This window comes from Phytobacter sp. MRY16-398 (genome assembly GCF_003925915.1).
GTDB classification, from domain to species: Bacteria; Pseudomonadota; Gammaproteobacteria; order Enterobacterales; family Enterobacteriaceae; genus Phytobacter; species Phytobacter diazotrophicus.
In genome coordinates, this window is sequence record NZ_AP018756.1 from 3,509,350 (window position 1) to 3,527,504 (window position 18,155).

The following is an 18,155-nucleotide window of genomic DNA, read 5'->3' on the forward strand; positions in this document are numbered from 1 at the left end:
ATTTCGCTAACGATTTGATTTACTGTCAAAAGAACAACTTAACCCCAGCGGTTCGATCCAACTAAGCGGATTAGGCGCATCCGGCGCATACCGGTAAAGGTTTATCCCCCGCCAGCCCTGCCGGGTCCTGCTGGATATACCTGGCGCTATCCGGGTCGTAATAACAGAGTCCCCGTCGGTTATTCATTCAGCCACAGCCAGCTTCTCAAACAACTGGCCAAAAGCGGCAGGACTTGAGACCGGGTGGACCGTCATCATAGTAGTTTCTGAGAAACGTACTATCCCTTGGAGGATAACAGCAAAATACAAAAACTGCGCGAGCAGCTTTATCTGGCTAAAGAGGGGATTAAGGATATACTGGTTTAGTGGATTTAACGGAAATTAAATAATAAAAAACCGGGAAGATTTGATATCCACTTCACGGCTTATTTTATTTATGGCTATGGAAATCGCTGTTCTTGATAACCGTTAGGGAAAACATTTGTAATACTTTCCAGTTCATCATTTTTATATTTAAAGATAACATCAAACTCTGAAAATGAAGGATTCTTATGCTCTTTCTGTCGCACAGTTATTTTTTCTAAAATAGAGCCATTATATACATAGTCAGATGTACAACATCCATATGCTCCCCAATTTATATCTTTTTTGACTATTGATTCTTCAAAAAAAGATACAGATATATTTCTTAATGTTCCTGCACTTGTAAAGTACAAACGTTCCAAAGAGTTGTCACCATATATGCAGCACTCTCTGTTAATTATATTTTCAGACTGCCCATATATTTCAGTCAATATTATACGATCTAGTTTATCAAAATAGTAAACATGTGTATTCTTTATGGCGGATGGTAATTTATTAAGTTTTCTGCCTTTTTTAAAACCAGCCCGCTCCATCTCATAAGGTCGCAGGTTATACAAAGCACCTTTGCTTATTACAGTACCATTCAGATCTGACGATAAACAAGATATATATTTAGACAAGTACTTCTCACAATCTGAGCTTACTTCAACATATCTTTTCTCAAGCTCTGTTAATTCATACATAATGCCTCCTAAAATTTATAATATACCACCAGCCATTTCTGAATTTATTTTATTCAATTCATTCAAGAGGTCGCCACTATTATTTATTGACTTTAAAAGATCAAAAACTTTCTGCTTATAAGCGTTTGTATGGATAATTTCATGATTAGGTAAAGTATTTCCAGAAGGAAGTTGAACTTTACTATTTGAAGGCAAAAATATTCCATTTTCAGCAGTATTGATATCTATACCCAGAGTTTTCATTTTGTTTTGAAGAGCAACCATTCGTGAATCAGTAGAATTTGACATAATAATATGGTGCGCAGAGTTTTTGAAATTAGGCTCTACTTTACCAGCAGCAACCGTATTTGCCCTAAGAGCCTTAGCATCGCTGGAACAACTTAATCCTAACGGTTCCACCCAGCTCAACGCATTCGGCGCATACTGATAAAGGTTTATCCCCCCCCGCCAGCCCTATCGGGTCCTGCCGGGTAAACCTGGCGCTATCCGGGTCGTAATAACGGAACAAATTGTAGTGCAACCCGGTCTCACGATCCAGGTATTGCCCCTGCATACGCAGGTTCTGCGCATAGTCCCTCTCCTGCGGTATCGACTCGTGCAGCAGTTTACCCCACGCGCTGTTCTGCCCTTCCCAGCGGATATACCCTTCACGGTCCGTCATCCGTTCCGGCGTACCGTTTGGCTGACAGTGGAACCAGAAGATATCCGGATCCTCTAACATTTACCCAACCATTTTTATAGATACAAAAAATGGATACTTTTCTTTGACGAATTATTTTTCGATCGCATAGCCTAATAATATTATTTTAAACCTGGATGGTTGGCTTTCACCTGCCGCGACAATAATATTTACAGCACAACCATCAACGTTATCACTATATACATACACATCTAAGTTCATATATTTATATGAAGGCATATTATCATTTTCATAAATAATTGTTTTAACACCGCTAATTTCATCGGAAATTTGTTTTTGGAAGACTGAATCAAATTCCCATATAGGCCTCGCCATTATATTATTAAATATAATATGTTTACCAATTTTGGGAATGATTACTTCCATGTTAAATTTATAAAATCCATCCTCCGCTCCATCATATAAATTTTTCTTTGGTTTAAAATTATAAAACTCCCTAGTCATTTCAACCTCATATCTCTCTTATCTTACCTTCTGCATGAAGCTGACTAATAGATTTAGAAAGCTCGAACAGTGTTCCCTTACCTGGTTGGTTAACCCAGGGTATTGCTGGCCCAGCATCAGCATGGATAGGGGCGAGAACTTCATAGACTTTACATAGTTTATTCAGCGTATCCAATGGTAATGTACGCCTCTCAAAATACAAGAACTGCGCGAGCAGCTTTATCAGGCTAAACAGGCGGTTAAGGGAATGAACGAAGTTCTGGTTTAGTAGTGTGCTGAATAAGGTTAAGTGTTGTGGCCGAAAGTTTTTCTCGGCCATATTAATTATTTCATTAAATCCAAATTCGTTGGGTTATTTACGTTAACTTTTATTTTTACGTTAGCAGTTGATTCTGCCAATATAGTATCATCTTCATACTCATAAATATTAAAAAATGGGTTTGATGTTTCTGAATAAATAACCCATTTCAATACCTTATTTTTGTCTAAACATGCAATAAATCCCTCTGAGCCGTAGCTACCCTCACCAACACAGCAGTAACAACCATTAGATAATTTGATATTCATTATCGTATCAATGGATGTAACTTCATCTTTGTTTTTATTATAAAAATCAACAAAGTCAAATGATTCACCTTTCTCTACTCTTGGAGTAGGGTAGGATGCAATTTTATAAGAAAAAGCTCTTCCATCGGAGAGGTAAAGGGCATCTTTTATTGGAAGAAGTTCCTGATTCCATAATTCAGATATAATGTTTTTCATTTGACTATCCACATTTCCTAGGACGTGTACTTAAACCTTCATCTGGGACAACTCCGCCGGCTTTAATATTTCGGCGATCTCTGAATCTTTGCTGGAGTTTTTGCCACCATGTTTTTCCAGTAAATGAATCGGGATGAGGTGAGTTAGGGTCAACTATAGTAACTTTGACCTTGTCCAAACCTGCCTCTAAGGCTGCATCTAATCGCCTGTTGTCATAAGTAACTAATTGACCGTTAACATTAATTACATTTAATGGAGATCTATTCCAGTCCCACTGACCATTTCTCATAATTTCAGCATAATCATTAGATGAAATTGTTCTCTGCGAAAAATTGATATCATTTGGATTGACCCACTCACCTGTTAGACCTAGCGGATCAATCCAACTTAACGGATTCGGTGCATAAGCATATAAGTTTAATCCACCTTTTAGCCCTATCGGGTCATCGGAACAGTTCTTTCCCCTGCGCCAATCGTACCGCCAGTTTTCACCGTAACATGCTAAAAACACCTGCATCATACAGACACGCTACCACCACACCCTGATAGTCCCTTATCTGCACTAGGCTATTTTAAGCCAGAAGTCACCATTTCCAAAACACAGCGCCGCTACAAAGTCAGCTATGTCAGAGTCCGCCACGAAAACCGCCGGAATATTACTAAAACCTACTATTCATCCCACCCCAGCCTGACCCTCAAAGGCGACTGGTTAAAAGAGGCGGGATTTGAGATCGGACGCGGCGTGACGGTGAAGATTTTGGAGGGGTGCCTGACCATCATCGCTGACAATAACGAAGTGCAGGAACTGCGTGAGCAGCTTTACCAGGCTAAACAGGTGGTTAAGGGAATTAAGGACGGGATGTTTAGTGTACTGAACGAGAGTTAAATAATAAATATCCGGGAAGATAAAAATATCTTCCCGGATTGCGTTTATAACTGGATAGGTTTGTAATTCATTATCCTATCAGCTATTTCTTCAGCACTAAGATCCTCTTGAAAGATATAATTAACAGCCTGAGGATCTGCAACACTTCTACAAAGTAAGTCAATATCATCATCAGCTTCTTCTTCAGTGCCTTCGCTACGCTGAATTTTTTCAATTAACTCTATAAGCTCTTGTCTTTTCATATGAATACTCAAAAATGGTAAGTGCGATCTAGTATATCAAGATGATATCGTGGAGTAACAATTAATATATTATCAACATCATAAACACCACCACCATGTTGGATCGGCGTTCTGTGATGAAGAACATAAGATCTATTTTTCCCATTCCACTGAGAATTATGTGCTATTGGAGCTTTACCGCCTTTCATTCTGGAAATATTAGAAGGGCTAAATTGTCGAGAAAGATGAGTATCATTAGCTACTTCTTTCCAGAAACTCTCTCTGAAATCGTCAAAAGATTTAAATTGACGCCCTCGTAATTTATCAGCAACAGAGGATGGGAATAAGCCAGCATTGCCATGAGAGCCCTTTAACCATTTTCCATTTATGTTGCTGCCTTTGCCTGAAGCAACTCCAGCCTCACATCTAGCAAGACCTAATGGATCGATCCATGTGAGGGGATTTGGAGCATAAGCATACAGGTTTATCCCCCCCGCCAGCCCTATCGGGTCCTGCTGGGTAAACCTGGCGCTATCCGGGTCGTAATAACGGAACAAATTGTAGTGCAACCCGGTCTCACGATCCAGGTATTGCCCCTGCATACGCAGGTTCTGCGCATAGCCCGTCTCCTGCGGTATCGACTCGTGCAACAGTTTACCCCACGCGCTGTTCTGCCCTTCCCAGCGGATATGTCCTTCACGGTCCGTCATCCGTTCCGGCGTACCGTTTGGCTGACAGTGGAACCAGAAGATATCCGGATCCTTCGTGCCATCGATACGCGCCAGCGGTTCATAACTTTCCGCGTCGCTATAGACATAAGTCAGGGGCACATCGTCGTGAATTTCCTGCAACAGGCGAAAACCTTCCCACAGGAAACGCGTCGTCACCTGCTTTCCTACCGGCCTGCCCCCCTGCGTCTGCTGGCGTGTTTTGCTGATACGCCGGCCGAGCGGGTCATAGCGGAAACTGACCTGCGTTTGTGGTTTGTTGCGATCCCTCGGGACAGCCACCACATCGGTTAAGCGGTGCTCGCCGTCGTAACGATAATGCCAGCGCGTCTGACCCTTATTCTTCTACACGGTGCGGCCGTGAATGTCGTAACGCCAGCGAATGGTTTATCCTCCTTTCCGACTCTATCGGGTCAGGGCTATGAATTTCGTTCGTACATTCAAGTTGAAAATTTTAATTTCTTATCCGGCTTTTATTATAAATATTGTTGAAAGATTTTTTTATTAAATTCCAATTTAATATCCTTATCACTATTAAACCCTAATGTTTTTTCGCTGAATAATATATCACCATCTATATCATTTTTAGATATATTATTTCTCTTAATTGCTAGCAATATGAGTAAGAATGGATATGAATAATATTTAGGATGGCTAATTATATCCCCCACCAAATCTTCATTCACATCCAATAAATTAAAAACAGCCGGAAGCTGAGCGTTTTTTAATCTATCAAGTAATAATCTACAGGTTTTTTCAATCCCATCTTCTGTCGATGGCAATAATGGACAACCATCTTTTTCACCCATTGTAGACATACGGTAAATATATTCATCATTCGGTAAATTTGATTTGTATGGTGGATGAAATGTATCGAGTTCTGATTTTAAAGTCGGTGATTTAACTACAATTATAGCTCCATAAGCATGTAAATTATTAAGAAAAACAAAATCAATATGAGCAGTAGATTTACCCTTTTTTATTGTGACCTTATTTTTCCCAAGCTTAACGCCTTCTTGTCCATCAAACATACTTTTCAGATAAAAATCAAGTCGACTCTCAAATTCATATCTTAACTCTTTCAATGACATGGGTTACCTTTATTTTAATATCGGAGAAGCCAGAACGTTGCATCGACAATATTTACCTTTCCATCTACAGGTATACCATTAGGCCCATTTGTAGAGACTTCAAATTGCTCTTTAGTGCCTTTTGATGGACTGATTCCACCACCACCTAAACCATCATTCGTATTCGCAGCCCCTTTATCGTATACACCTGAACCTTTCTGCCCCCTCGTCAACCTACCTTTACCATTTTTTACTTCAAAGACATGATAATTACCATTTGCATCTTTCGCCACAATATCAGCTCTTATCCTCTTACCATTCACTTTCATTGTGACTTCTTCAGTAATTACAGTAAAACCATTTTTTTCAAATCTGCCTTAGCTTTAATTACGCCTCGTCTTCCGCTATATGCGGACTTACATAATAACCCCCAGGGATCCACCCAACTCAACGCATTCGGCGCATACCGGTATAGGTTTATCCCCCCTGCCAGCCCGGGTCCTGCTGTGTAAACCTGACACTATACGGGTCGTAATAACGGAGCCCCCGTCGGTTATTCATTCAGCCACAGCCAGCTTCTCAAACAAACTGGCCAGAAGCGGCAGGACTTGAGACCGGGTGGACCGTCATCATAGTAGTTTCTGAGAAATGTACTATCCCCCGGAGGATAACAGCAAGATACAAGAACTGAGCGAGGAGTTTAGTGTTTTGCTTGAGGGTTAAATAATAAAAAGCCGGGAAGATTCAAAATCTGTCCCAGCTTTTCGTGTTAATTTAATACATACTCTATAGACTTTATAATACTTCTATGGAATTGAATTGACTCTTCACCTACGGGTATTCCATCAATTAACAAGTTAGTTACTGTACCATGATGATCATAAATCTTATTTCTTATCGGGTTTTTGAAATAATGTTCAGGATAGATATCCATACTATTTGGATCTATATTTTTTAATGTTACAAAATATCCATTCTTCCAGCATGAAGCATCAGTAATAATTGGCGGCAATAACAATCTTTCTTTATTCAATACAATATCTTCACCGAGAGATGATGTGAAATTATCATATATATATATGACAATAGCATTCTTAAATGGGCCGACATCTATTTTCCCTAAAGCGACCATGCCATAACCAAACCGACCATCGCTCAATTGAAAATAAAAAACATCACCTGCCTCTGGCCATTTTTTTTGCTTTTTATTTCCTGACATTACAGTTAACTTGTCGGCCATTTTATAGTAACTCCGTTGTTATTAAGCCAATTTTCGCCCCACGAAACAGCATCTGAATATAACTTCCTCGTCGGGCTAATACTATTGATGGAATTTTCAAAGTGTGGATTATTATGAATAATTGCCTGTTCTATACTCCGAGCATGCCCTCGATTCAGTGGTTCTTCGGTAATTCGAACTAATTTATCGAATCTATCACCATGTTGTCCAGCACGAATATCCACATCCTTACTTATACCCACATACACGGGTTTACCATCTTTATACCCCATATACACATGGGTATTATTCCCACCTTTTGCTTTCGCTTTAATCCAGTCCACGAAAGACATATTTCTCGCGGACTGTTTAGCGCTTCCGGCACCACAGGCCGTTAACCCCATGGTGATCCCCACAACTCAACGCATTTGGCACATACCGGTAAAGGCTTATCCCCCGTCGGCCCGGTCGGATCCTGCCGGGTAAACCTGGCGCTATCCGGGTCGTAATAACGCAACAGATGGAAGGCTGCCTGATCCTACTTGCGGATAACAACGAAGCACAGGAACTGCACAGGGAATTTTTTTCAGTTTAGACGATTACTTAAGAGGATGTGGAACGGGACGTTTAGTGTGCTGAACGAGAGTTAAAAAAATAAATCCGGGAGGTTTAATTTATTTCCCGGCTTTTATTTTAATATTATTTATTTTATCCATGAATTAAATTCCTTTACTAAATAAGGATCTTGCTTTTCTAATAACATTTCTTGCAGATATAGACGCGTATCTTTATTTCCCATATCAGTCACGTATAAAGCAATAGAGTCAATAATGTCGTTGTCAAAAGAATCAATAGCCACACAATATATTTTTATTAAATCTCTCAAACCATCATTAATATCAGCTTCTAGCTTATTTAAAGCTTCATTATATTCATGTCTGATATTCATAAAATATCACATTAATTATACGGGAGGCATCCCGAAAACTTTGGAATGTGAGTATCCACGTTATGTATTGATTATCTTGAATTAAAAGGCCTGCAGTTTACCATAGAGCTTTACAAGCAAATAAGTTTCGCAACAATCACACCCCATTAGATAATGGGGTGAAATGTTTTCCAAAAAATCTTTTAAGTAATATCCACTTCCTTTACCAATCCATTAATAAAGTTTTCAAATGAATTTGTCAGAAACCTTTGAAGGTTTATGTGATTCTCTTGCATAGTCAAATCTTCATCAAAAGAATCGGTTGCATAATATATAATAGAGTAATTATCTAAATCTAAACAGAAGAAATTCCCACCCCAGTCATTTGCGAAAGGAAATAGATTTTTAGGGATGACATTTCTTTCCAACATAGTGATGTAGCAACCATCGATTAAAGATTTTGGATCGTCATTTGTCTGATTATTATAAACAAACGGTTTAAAACTTGCCACTTCTATTGGCTCAAAGTCATCATCACTGTCCCACCAACTTTTATCTGGAACACCACCATTAAATTGTAAATAATGTAAAACAAAATCTTCGGGAAGGATGATAGATAGTTTCTCCTCAACTTTACCAATATCCGCGCGTCCAATTTTTTTTCACATTTACTGAAATGATTCATAATTCTACACCTCAATTGTGGCAGCTTGTTCGTAATTTTTTCGGAACACGTCCTTTCAACCAGCCCTTGGAATGAGAGACAGCAATGGCTTCTTGGGAACCATATTTAACACCAAAATGTTTTTCGAATTGTGAGACTGAACCTTTATGTGGGAAAGTAGCTTCATGTGCAGATGTTTTCACTAATTGCATTGTTGTCATTCCTGTGACCGGATCAAAATCATCGACATGATGCCATGTATATCCGGTCGATTCACTTTTAGAAATACCAGCCAACTTGAAAGCTTCGGTGAAATCTCTATCTCGCGTTCCTTGCATTGCAATAGTTACAATATTCTGTTTTGTTCCATTAATTGGGAAGAGATCTGGGCTCCCTGTAAAGTCGCCCTCCTTTAATGTCAACCCCCACGGATCAATCCAGCTCAACGCATTCGGCGCATACCGGTAAAGGTCTTACCCCCGCCAGCCCTATCGGGTCAAGGCGACGAATCTACCCGCCCGTCAATTGATACTACCAGTTTCGTTCGTACCATTCTGGGACTACTGCGTCATAGTACATCCGCAATCGACATATTCAGATAACTTAGATTATCAATAATTACATTATTTTATTTTTAATCAGTGTGTTAGCAAGTAAAAATATAATAGAATTATAAAGTTGGCTATATCAGAATCTGTTACGAAAACCGTATAACCATGTACTATTCATGCCGCCCTAATTACGTAGTACCTTAAGAAATGCTGACCGGAAGAAGATCTTATCGCCACGCAGTGGATCTTCGACGGATATATGAGTAGACAATAATGGTAATACAAGAGTCGCACAAACAGCTTTATCATGCGCAGCATGTGATTATGGAGCATTAATAAACCAATTGCTTACCTATATTTATTTGCATTATTTTTAATAAACAATCCTTTGCCACCATTGCTTACCTGATATATATTTAGAAATAAATTTTCTGGCCCATTTATCATATTTTTTTAGAAAGAAAATCATATCGGCATCAGATTTCTCTATAATTTCAGCAGATACATTCAGGCCTAAAAAAGACAATGTATTTATTGAGTCAAATAAATGTAATACTTTCAAAAATTCCTCATACAGTAAATTATCACCAGAATAAATCAACCTATTCATATAATTATATGTAATTTCAACAATATCCTTATATTTAGACGTCACAACGCTATTAATAAATTCATTAATCACATCGTCACTCGTTAATTCTTTGTGCTGTAATGCGGAGTATATCTCCCCAGCCACGACTTCAATATCATGGGGTAGCCGATACCCTTTGTTTATTAACTGAACAATATTGCTCATTTTATCTGGCATGGATCAACCTCGCTAATTCGGCACTGAAAAACCAGGTAATTTTCTCAGATTATCCCAACTTTCAGGAAAGTGAGTCAGTATAGTAGGTGTTTTACCTGTTTGACTTGTTGCTGTAAATAAACCAGTATTGGGGTCGTAATAACCGACTCTCGGTTTATTAGTATATCTATCTCTATAAGTAAATTTCCTACCATCTTGGATAGTAGTTCTGGCACTGAAATCATATTCTCTAACTGAACCAGCTCCAACTTGATCACCATGCTTAGCATAATGATCTCTCAATCCAGGTCCTTCAACTCCCTGCCTAGACTTATTCCATTTAGCATTTTTGGCTACACCGCAAAACAGTCCAAGTGGATCGATCCACCCCAGCGCATTCGGCGCATACCGGTAAAGGTTTATCCCCCCCGCCAGCCCTATCGGGTCATGCCGGGTAAACCTGGCGCTATCCGGGTCGTAATAACGGAACAAATTGTAGTGCAACCCGGTCTCCCGATCCAGGTATTGCCCCTGCATACGCAGGTTCTGCGCATAGCCCGTCTCCTGCGGTATCGACTCGTGCAACAGTTTACCCCACGCGCTGTTCTGCCCTTCCCAGCGGATATGTCCTTCACGGTCCGTCATCCGTTCCGGCGTACCGTTTGGCTGACAGTGGAACCAGAAGATATCCGGATCCTTCGTGCCATCGATACGCGCCAGCGGTTCATAACTTTCCGCGTCGCTATAGACATAAGTCAGGGGCACATCGTCGTGAATTTCCTGCAACAGGCGAAAACCTTCCCACAGAAAACGTGTCGTCACCTGCTTTCCTACCGGCCTGCCACCCAGCGTCTGCTGGCGTGTTTTGCTGATACGCCGGCCGAGCGGGTCATAGCGGAAACTGACCTGCGTTTGTGGTTTGTTGCGATCCCTCGGGACGGCCACCACATCGGTTAACCGGTGCTCGCCGTCGTAACGATAGTGCCAGCGTGTCTGCCCGTTGTCTTTTTCGGTGGTCCGCCCATGAATGTCATAGCTCCACTGAATGCCATTTAAGCGGGTGAGACGGTTATGGCGAACAGACTGCTGCAGGCTGTTATCCAGCGGGTTACCCGCCGCATCCCAGCGCCACTGCTCTTTTCCGGGGGACGTGCCGTCCTGTTCCAGCAAACGCCCGGCGCTGTCATATTTCCAGTTACACCAGTTAAACGGATCATCATCACGCTCTTCGCGCACCGGGTTGTTGCGGTAGTCGTAATCCCAGCGGCGTGACCAGCGTGCGGGTGCCGGACGCTGCGCATTGCCGGTGAACACATCCCGGCGATGGATGCGTCCGAGACGATCGTATTCATTGCGGCTTGTCAGCAAGCCCTGCGTACGGCCAACTTCCCGGTGTAACTCATCGCGGGTAAAGTCGCTTATCGGCAGATTATCGAGAGCCAGGCTCAGCAGATGCCCGCTTCCGTAATAGAAATATTTCAGATGACGACCGTCGGGTAACTCCACCGATGTACGGTTGTTCAGCGCATCATAAGTCCAGCCCAGCCTGCCGTTTTCACCCTCTTCACTGATAACACGTCCCAACGCGTCATAGGTAAAGATCAGCTCCTGTTCAGCTTCCTGACTCCATACGTCATCACCCAGTGGGGGATGTAACGCCACTCGCGTAACCTGCCCATTCGCAGAGTAGTGATAACGGGTCTGCCCTTCCGGGGTGCTGCGGGCAAGCAGTTGGCCCGCCTTGCCCCAGCGAAATTCATGCGTTAAAGCCTGTGAATGCCCGGCGGCGAAAGTACGACGCACAGTGCGTCGGCAGGCATCATATTCATACTGTGTTGCGACACCATCCAGCCCTGTTTCAGCAAGCAGCAGCGAATCCGCCCCCCACTCAAAGTGGTACGCTTCCCCGTTTTCATTTTGCAATGCCGTTAATCTGTCGCGGCTGTCCCAGCGACGGCGCACCTCTTCCCCTAGCGCGTTACGGGTTGCCACCAGCCGGCCTGCGTCATCCCAGCTAAACTCGTGGCGCTTACCGTCCGGGGTAATATGGTATTCCGGTAGTCCACGTGAGTTCCAGCCGATAGACTCCTGCCAGCCCTCCGCCCGCTCCAGTTGCAGTGGGCGACCTGCGGCATCATAGTGATAGCGGGTTTCTTCACCGTCCGGCGCTTTCACCGACTGCAGCCAACCGAGCGGGTAAAAGCGATAACGGGTGATACGCCCCGAACAGTCCGTCTCGCGGATAATCTGTCCGGCCTCGTTATACTCCTGGCGACGCGTATTGCCTGCCGCATCCACCTCTTCCACCACCTGGCCAAAAGCGTCGCGCTTGAGCAATGTACTCTGCCCCAATGGATCGACGATGCGCGCCAGCCCGTGGTGCTCATCATAATAAAAACGGGTGGTGGCGCCATCGGCCATGGTGATAGCCGTCGGCAGCGCGCGCTGCGCCAGCCACTGGGTCGTCTGAATATTGCCGTCCGGATCGATTTCCTGGATACGGTTGCCCATGTCATCGTAGACAAAGGTCGTGGCGTGGCCGAGGGGATCAACGCGCCGGGTCAGTTGCTCGTCGTCATTCCACTCGAATTCCCAGCGTTCACCACGTTCATCGACAAATGCGGTGATTAAAGCCTGCGCATTCCAGTAGTGTTGACGCTTGTGTCCGTCATACTGTTCAACGGTGGTTAATCCCGCGGCCAGATCGTAGGTGAAGCGGCAGCCATCTCCGCTACTGGTACGGTTTTCCACGACTCGCCAGTGGTCAAATTTCTGCCAGCGATACTCACTCTCCAGCCCGCCAGGCATACGGTGCCAGACCATGAGTCCGTCATCGTTATAACGAAATTCACGCGTCACCACGCCCGTCGCATCTTCGACAGCAGCCAGTTGACCACGATGGTCATAGCGCCAGCGTGTCAGCAGCCAGGATTGCTGACCATCCGAATGGCGGGCCTCGGTAACCCGGGTCGGGAAACGTTCATCGCCATAAAACAGCGAGACATCAATGGCACAAGGGGCATCATGAATACGCACCAGCCGCCCATGCTCATCCCAGCCGGTTTCCAGCATGTTGCCGTACTCATCGCTGAGCGATGCCAGTCGCAATATTGATGGGTCAGAGCGCGTTGGTTTGAACAGTCGCCACACAGCACCATCGTCATCGGCAATAGCAACATCACCCTGCTCGTTACGGCGGATGATTAACCCTTCACTGATGCTGTAAAGCGCTTCGTTAATGGCAGGCAGCGTAAAGCTGAGCTCACGCCCGGTGTCGTCAAACCAGGTGGCGTTATCGCCTTCCCGTTGTAAGTAGCCGTCGAAAGCGGTAGCCCAGCCCAGGCCAAAAAGGCCTTCGCGGCGGGTAAGGCTGTTGTAACTACGTTGCCAGACCAGTGGAAAGCGCCCTGGCAAGCTAAAGTCCTGTTCTGCCTCATCGTTCAGGACTTTCACACCGGTTGCAGCATGGACCGGATGTGATGACCCAAAGACGGCGTTAATCGCCATATCCGTCAGCATGCCCCCGGCGGCGGAAGCCAGCGCACAAGGCATTGATTTGAGGATGGTACCGAAACGTCCTCGGAAAAGGGCTGTCGCCGCCATAATGACAGTCAGGCCCGGAAACTTGCCGCTTTTAATATCCCGGACGGTGAGTGTTTCACCGCCAATGATGACATTGGGTGAGACCTCTTCTGAGATGGTGGCTTCACAGGTGGTTCGGTCTTTGGCGCGTGCGGCGGGTTGGTTATTGATTACGACGCTTTTTGACCCCTCCGCCAGATACTGCTGTGGTGAGTGTTTCTCGCACTTCACCTTGTCTTCTTCCAGCGCCGTGGTGCCTTCGGCAGCGGATGCAACCGGCGGTTGCCACATGTTGCTGCCAAACTGTGCGGCCATCGACAGCAGCATGCCGCCATAATCGGCAAAACTTTCCGGTGGCTGCGGTTCCGGTGGCGGTGGCGTACCGGCAGGCGTGAGCATACCGGCGGCGCGCGCAGCGGGCAGCTTATTGGTCAGGACGTTGTGCGAACCGTTGTCAATTTTTCCGGCGGGAGAAGGAGGGAAAATCCAGTCCCCCAGTTTATTGGCCGCATTGGAGATATCATCCGCCTTACCCAGCACGTTGGTAAGAATCCCCCCGATAATGCCGCCAAGCACGCAACTGGAACCGACGGCAGCCAGCCCTGCCGCCGCCAGACCCGCCCCGGCAAAGGGTGCCGCAACCGCCGCGATCCCGGCTACCGCCGACCCAATCGCAGCATAAGCGACCCCTTCGGCCACAATACTGGTGATATCAGCGAAGATACTTGAATGGATGATATCGTCACCCTTACGGGCTGCGTGCTTGTCACTCATCGCTTATACATTCCGATTGTTATTCAGCGTCAGACTTTGTTTGAGGGCATTCCAGTGTTCTGCATCCTGGTCGGTAAAAGGACGCAATGCAGAGAAGGTAAAAATAAGCAGCATGGGTTTATCAACCGCCTGCATCGCCAGTTGCTTCTGCCAGATGCGGGTGTCAGCACGTAAGAAGGCGGTTTCAACCTCAACGGCACGAATATTTTGTTGTGGGCCGACAAGCACGCGGGTAAACGCGCTCTGCTGCACTTCGCCCATTTGTGCGCGCAGTTGATCCCACTGGCGATGAAATTCTTTCTCGGCATCGCTGCCTTCGGGAATGGGGCCACGGCTGACAACAACCGATAACCCACTTTCGTCATCGCGCAGAAGCGTCATGCTGGTGTCCTGCCATGCGGCCGGGAAAAGCTGAAAGGAACCTTCCTGGAGGTGATATTTCATCATTTGCCTTTTAATGAAAATAATTCGCCTGCAATCGCTGAGATGAATGCAAGGGGCACTCACTTAAAAACAGCAATCCAGATAAAAAGAGGGATGTTAAACGTGCATAAACAACAAAAAGATTTCAGGCTGCGCAGATGTCAGCCTGAATCACACGTTATTTCTCGCGGGTAATCACCACACTGCTTAAACAGTCCGGATTCGTTTCGGCGAAACTGAAGGTGACTTCCTGGCCGTCGCCAATTGCAGCGGTATGACTGGTGACTTCATGGACCGAATGTCCACGCGGCGTATCGGTAATGTCCATTTTCGCATAGTGCTGACGTACCTCGCCCAGCGAGATACATTGCCCTGCATAATCGAACGCAAACAACACTTTACTGTTTGGTTTTTTATTCACCCGCAGGTCGAATGCCGACAGCGTTGCACCGCTGGCCAGTTTTACTGCATCACTGGTATAGAAGACAAAATTATCGTTTTGTGACACCTCAGTAACCGGCAAGGCGAAGCGGTTAATGGTATTCACGTTAACGGTTTTAACAGATGTGCTGAGATGAGAAATAAATTGCCAGAGATCTTCGTTTTGCATTTTTGCCTCGACAACTCCTGTCATGAGTAAATTAGCGAATATGATGGCACAGGCTTTATTTAGCCGGGTAATTTTTGTCATACCATCCTCCATAATAATCTTCGTAGTCCTGGCCGGTCACCGATGTCTGTTCGCCTCGTCCGAAGATTCGGCCGATTTTCGACTGCGCTTCCGTTTCTGTCATCTTTCCGCTCTTAACTGAATCGTAAATCGAATTATAGCTTTTTTGGTTGGCCGGATTGCCCGAAATGCCGATATCCGGCCCCCCGTTGGCGAGGATTTCTCTCTGAACTTTAATATTGTTCAGTGTAGCCGCCCCCTCATCACTTAATTTACTGTTGAGGTAAGCATCACGGGAAGAGAAATCATCTTTGGGCGTATACATTGCGTGGCCGCTCTCATGCGATAGCAGTTGTACCGTTCGTGCCGGGTCGTTCAACGCGCCCTTATCTACCGTGATCGTTTGGGTCTTACGGTTAGCCATCGTCCCCCATCCCTCATTACCCTCTTTTAGGGTCCAGCCATCGTCCTTGAGTTTTTTCAGATCATTCGTTAGCGTCGGGGATTTTGATGCCAGTTGGTCAACATCATCACCGAACCCCGTCGTTACGGCGGGTTTGGAGACCGGTTTAGCACTGTTTTTGGGGGCGCCAGCCGCCGCACCGGGAACCGCCCCTCCCGCTTTATTTTCTTTCCCTGGCGTGAAATATTCTTCAACCGCCTTATCGATATCTCCTTTCAGGCGTTCACCCGGCGCGTCGACCCCGGCTTTGCCGTCATCCGCATTCAGGTACAACTTCCCTTTGGTCGTGATATGCCCGTCGCCTTTTACAAAAAAGTTAAAGTCATTACCAATCAGGTTGATCGTACCGTTAGCCAGCAGCTCGATAGCGCTTTCGCCGGATGCCAGTAGTAGCCGTGTACCCGAACTGACCACATACTGTTCAGATACCGCCTCCAGCTTATCTTTGCCCGTTAATACCAGAGACTTCCCTTTGGTGACCAGTGTCTGGTTGGTCTCCACACGTAATAGCTCGTTTTTACGGACATAGTGGCTGTTATTGCCGTTGATGGTGCTCGTGGCGTCATTCTTAACGTTGGTGTCCATATTCCGTTCGGCCTGGATCCACACCTGCTCCTCCCCCGCTTTATCTTCAAAACGCAGGGCGTTGGCGGTGTCAGAAGAACCATCTTTCGAACGGCTGAGGAACCCCATCTGGGTGGCGGCGGCGGGGAGCGCCCACGGCGGCATGCTGGCTTCGTTATAGACACGCCCGGTGATGATCGGCCTGTCCGGGTCACCGTTAATAAAATCGACCACCACTTCATCACCGACGCGTGGCACCTGTACGCCACCGAAACCCTGCCCTGCCCAGGCGCTGGAGACACGCACCCAGCAGGAGCTGGTATCGTCGCCCTTCGCCAGTCTGTCCCAGTGGAACTTCACCTTCACCCGGCCATAGCGATCGGTCCAGATGCTCTCTCCCTGCGGGCCGACGACTCTTGCGGTCTGTGGCCCATAGGTACGCGGCCAGGCTGATTTTTGCGCCGGGCGGTATGTAACGGTGGAGGGGATCACCGTGAAATCAATGCGGTGCATCGTTTGCGAGCCACTACCGCTGGCATAATTGTTCTCTTCCAGCCAGTAGTTAGCCTCGGTGGTCAGGTATTCCGCGTTATCGCTGAAAAAGGGGGCGTTGTAGAGGGTAAACGTGTTACCCGGCGCGATACCGAGCGCCGTGGCGCTACCATGAATCTGTTGATGCTCCACCTGCCAGCGCTCCTGGCGGATGCGGGCATAGAAATCCGCATGATCGTGTTCGACAAAGCGCCCCGGCCAGTCGTACACATCAATACTGCCCGGTTGTGGTGAGACCGGGTTCTGCCGGGCCTGAAACAGCCAGGCATTCGGCTTGCGGAAATCATAATCGTCCAGGCTGTAGATCCCCGGCGTCACGCTGTCGGTCAGCGCCCACTGGCTGATCCCCTCTTCATCCGTACTGCCACCGGACGGTGTCACGTGATAAGGAATGGTTTCGTAACCGGCAAACGGCTGATGCTGGGTCGCCGCATCGGTTAGCACCAGAACATGCCGCTCCGCCTCGTGGCGGAAGAAGTAGCTGATGCCCTCCAGTTCCATCAGGCGGCTGATAAAATCGAAGCTGCTCTCTTGATACTGTACGCAGTAGTCCCAGACGCGATAGCTGCCGGTCAGCTTGTCTTCGACATTGACCTGGTTTTCAGAAAGCAGCGTTTTGACGATTTGCGGTACCGTCTGCCCCTGGAAAATACGCAGGTTACGGTCACGCTGCATTGGCCATAAGTCGGATTCAACGCTGAGTTGATAGACCGCGTAGCGGGTGCCGGACAGCTCCACGGCGCTCACCGCAACGCGGGTCACTTTGCCATTAAAGTAGCGCGGTGATGTTATATCCTGCGTCGGGACAGTCACAGTGACGGCCTTTCCCAGTAGCTGGCTGCGATCCATGCGCGCATCGGTGCCCAGCAGCGTCAGGCCAAGTGCATAAGGTTCTGACAGCGCTTCACGCCCTGACAGTTTCCAGAACAGCAGCCCTTCGACCGGAAGCTGCACGGTAATACGGTTGAGCATAAGGTTCATTCCGTTAAAAGTAGCAACGCGCTGAAATCGTCAGCGCAAATGCCATTCGATAGAAAAAATCCACCCGCTAAGATTGCGGTATTTTTACTAAATTTTGATGTCTGGTGAGGTAAACTGTATTTCCCACTCTGTACTGGTCG

Annotated in this window: 16 protein-coding genes and 7 pseudogenes; 2 read left to right on the plus strand and 21 right to left on the minus strand. The window is 46.1% G+C overall.

The window, feature by feature from the left end:
- Positions 1–440: 440 nt before the first annotated feature.
- The 6 genes and pseudogenes from MRY16398_RS17175 to MRY16398_RS17200 form a co-directional block, all read right to left on the minus strand.
- Complete coding sequence (locus MRY16398_RS17175) at positions 441–1,046, minus strand: hypothetical protein (RefSeq protein WP_125124885.1); 606 nt, start codon at positions 1,044–1,046, stop codon at positions 441–443.
- 15 nt (positions 1,047–1,061) lie between these two features.
- Positions 1,062–1,764: pseudogene (locus tag MRY16398_RS17180) on the minus strand (RHS repeat-associated core domain-containing protein); the annotation flags it as partial.
- A gap of 54 nt (positions 1,765–1,818) precedes the next feature.
- Positions 1,819–2,190, minus strand: a complete 372-nt coding sequence (locus MRY16398_RS17185) for a hypothetical protein (protein WP_110294809.1) — start codon at positions 2,188–2,190, stop codon at positions 1,819–1,821.
- A gap of 7 nt (positions 2,191–2,197) precedes the next feature.
- Positions 2,198–2,509 carry a TNT domain-containing protein gene (locus MRY16398_RS31300; protein WP_125124886.1) on the minus strand — a complete coding sequence of 104 codons (312 nt, stop codon included), beginning with the start codon at positions 2,507–2,509 and terminating at the stop codon, positions 2,198–2,200.
- Positions 2,510–2,514: 5 nt separating this feature from the next.
- On the minus strand, positions 2,515–2,952 hold the full coding sequence (locus tag MRY16398_RS17195; protein WP_110294807.1) for a hypothetical protein: 438 nt from the start codon (positions 2,950–2,952) through the stop codon (positions 2,515–2,517).
- A gap of 4 nt (positions 2,953–2,956) precedes the next feature.
- Positions 2,957–3,430 (minus strand): annotated as a pseudogene (locus MRY16398_RS17200) (RHS repeat-associated core domain-containing protein); the annotation flags it as partial.
- Positions 3,431–3,541: 111 nt separating this feature from the next.
- On the opposite strand from MRY16398_RS17200, the gene MRY16398_RS17205 reads away from it, so the two are divergent.
- Positions 3,542–3,838, plus strand: coding sequence for a SymE family type I addiction module toxin (locus MRY16398_RS17205; RefSeq protein WP_232034430.1), 297 nt, complete (start codon positions 3,542–3,544; stop codon positions 3,836–3,838).
- A 44-nt stretch (positions 3,839–3,882) separates the two neighbouring features.
- Here MRY16398_RS17205 and MRY16398_RS17210 read toward each other — a convergent pair whose 3' ends face one another.
- From MRY16398_RS17210 to MRY16398_RS17240, 7 genes and pseudogenes are all read right to left on the minus strand, one after another.
- Positions 3,883–4,080: a hypothetical protein gene (locus tag MRY16398_RS17210; RefSeq protein WP_024143327.1), complete on the minus strand. Its 198-nt coding sequence runs from the start codon at positions 4,078–4,080 to the stop codon at positions 3,883–3,885.
- Positions 4,081–4,088: 8 nt separating this feature from the next.
- Positions 4,089–5,171 (minus strand): annotated as a pseudogene (locus MRY16398_RS30980) (RHS repeat domain-containing protein); the annotation flags it as partial.
- A gap of 92 nt (positions 5,172–5,263) precedes the next feature.
- Positions 5,264–5,878 carry a hypothetical protein gene (locus MRY16398_RS17220; RefSeq protein ID WP_125124888.1) on the minus strand — a complete coding sequence of 205 codons (615 nt, stop codon included), beginning with the start codon at positions 5,876–5,878 and terminating at the stop codon, positions 5,264–5,266.
- A gap of 14 nt (positions 5,879–5,892) precedes the next feature.
- The gene (locus MRY16398_RS17225) at positions 5,893–6,186 is read right to left on the minus strand and encodes a hypothetical protein (protein ID WP_108701509.1); all 294 of its coding nucleotides are present in this window, start codon (positions 6,184–6,186) and stop codon (positions 5,893–5,895) included.
- Positions 6,187–6,281: 95 nt separating this feature from the next.
- Positions 6,282–6,397 (minus strand): annotated as a pseudogene (locus MRY16398_RS31440) (RHS repeat-associated core domain-containing protein); the annotation flags it as partial.
- 229 nt (positions 6,398–6,626) lie between these two features.
- The gene (locus MRY16398_RS17235) at positions 6,627–7,097 is read right to left on the minus strand and encodes an Imm26 family immunity protein (protein ID WP_107224767.1); all 471 of its coding nucleotides are present in this window, start codon (positions 7,095–7,097) and stop codon (positions 6,627–6,629) included.
- Entirely contained in the window at positions 7,082–7,480 is a 399-nt protein-coding gene (locus MRY16398_RS17240) for a hypothetical protein (RefSeq protein ID WP_125124889.1), read from the minus strand. The genes MRY16398_RS17235 and MRY16398_RS17240 overlap by 16 nt, the downstream gene beginning before the upstream one ends.
- Before the next feature lie 119 nt (positions 7,481–7,599).
- Between MRY16398_RS17240 and MRY16398_RS31445 the strand changes: the two are divergent.
- Positions 7,600–7,726, plus strand: a pseudogene (locus MRY16398_RS31445) (SymE family type I addiction module toxin); the annotation flags it as partial.
- Between the two features lie 53 nt (positions 7,727–7,779).
- On the opposite strand, the gene MRY16398_RS17245 reads toward MRY16398_RS31445, so the two are convergent.
- The 8 genes and pseudogenes from MRY16398_RS17245 to MRY16398_RS17280 all read right to left on the minus strand — a co-directional run bounded on the left by MRY16398_RS17245 (position 7,780) and on the right by MRY16398_RS17280 (position 18,006).
- Entirely contained in the window at positions 7,780–8,025 is a 246-nt protein-coding gene (locus MRY16398_RS17245; RefSeq protein WP_125124890.1) for a hypothetical protein, read from the minus strand.
- A 182-nt stretch (positions 8,026–8,207) separates the two neighbouring features.
- Positions 8,208–8,689 (minus strand): annotated as a pseudogene (locus tag MRY16398_RS17250) (SMI1/KNR4 family protein).
- A gap of 11 nt (positions 8,690–8,700) precedes the next feature.
- Positions 8,701–9,166: pseudogene (locus MRY16398_RS17255) on the minus strand (HNH endonuclease); the annotation flags it as partial.
- Positions 9,167–9,592: 426 nt separating this feature from the next.
- Complete coding sequence (locus MRY16398_RS17260) at positions 9,593–10,027, minus strand: hypothetical protein (RefSeq protein WP_071195250.1); 435 nt, start codon at positions 10,025–10,027, stop codon at positions 9,593–9,595.
- Positions 10,028–10,039: 12 nt separating this feature from the next.
- Positions 10,040–14,362, minus strand: coding sequence for an RHS repeat-associated core domain-containing protein (locus MRY16398_RS17265; RefSeq protein ID WP_125124892.1), 4,323 nt, complete (start codon positions 14,360–14,362; stop codon positions 10,040–10,042).
- Positions 14,363–14,365: 3 nt separating this feature from the next.
- The gene (locus tag MRY16398_RS17270; protein ID WP_125125696.1) at positions 14,366–14,806 is read right to left on the minus strand and encodes a DcrB-related protein; all 441 of its coding nucleotides are present in this window, start codon (positions 14,804–14,806) and stop codon (positions 14,366–14,368) included.
- 157 nt (positions 14,807–14,963) lie between these two features.
- Entirely contained in the window at positions 14,964–15,476 is a 513-nt protein-coding gene (locus MRY16398_RS17275) for a hypothetical protein (protein WP_125124893.1), read from the minus strand.
- The gene (locus tag MRY16398_RS17280; protein ID WP_110294803.1) at positions 15,451–18,006 is read right to left on the minus strand and encodes a type VI secretion system Vgr family protein; all 2,556 of its coding nucleotides are present in this window, start codon (positions 18,004–18,006) and stop codon (positions 15,451–15,453) included. Before MRY16398_RS17280 ends, MRY16398_RS17275 begins: the two co-directional genes overlap by 26 nt.
- Positions 18,007–18,155: the final 149 nt, after the last annotated feature.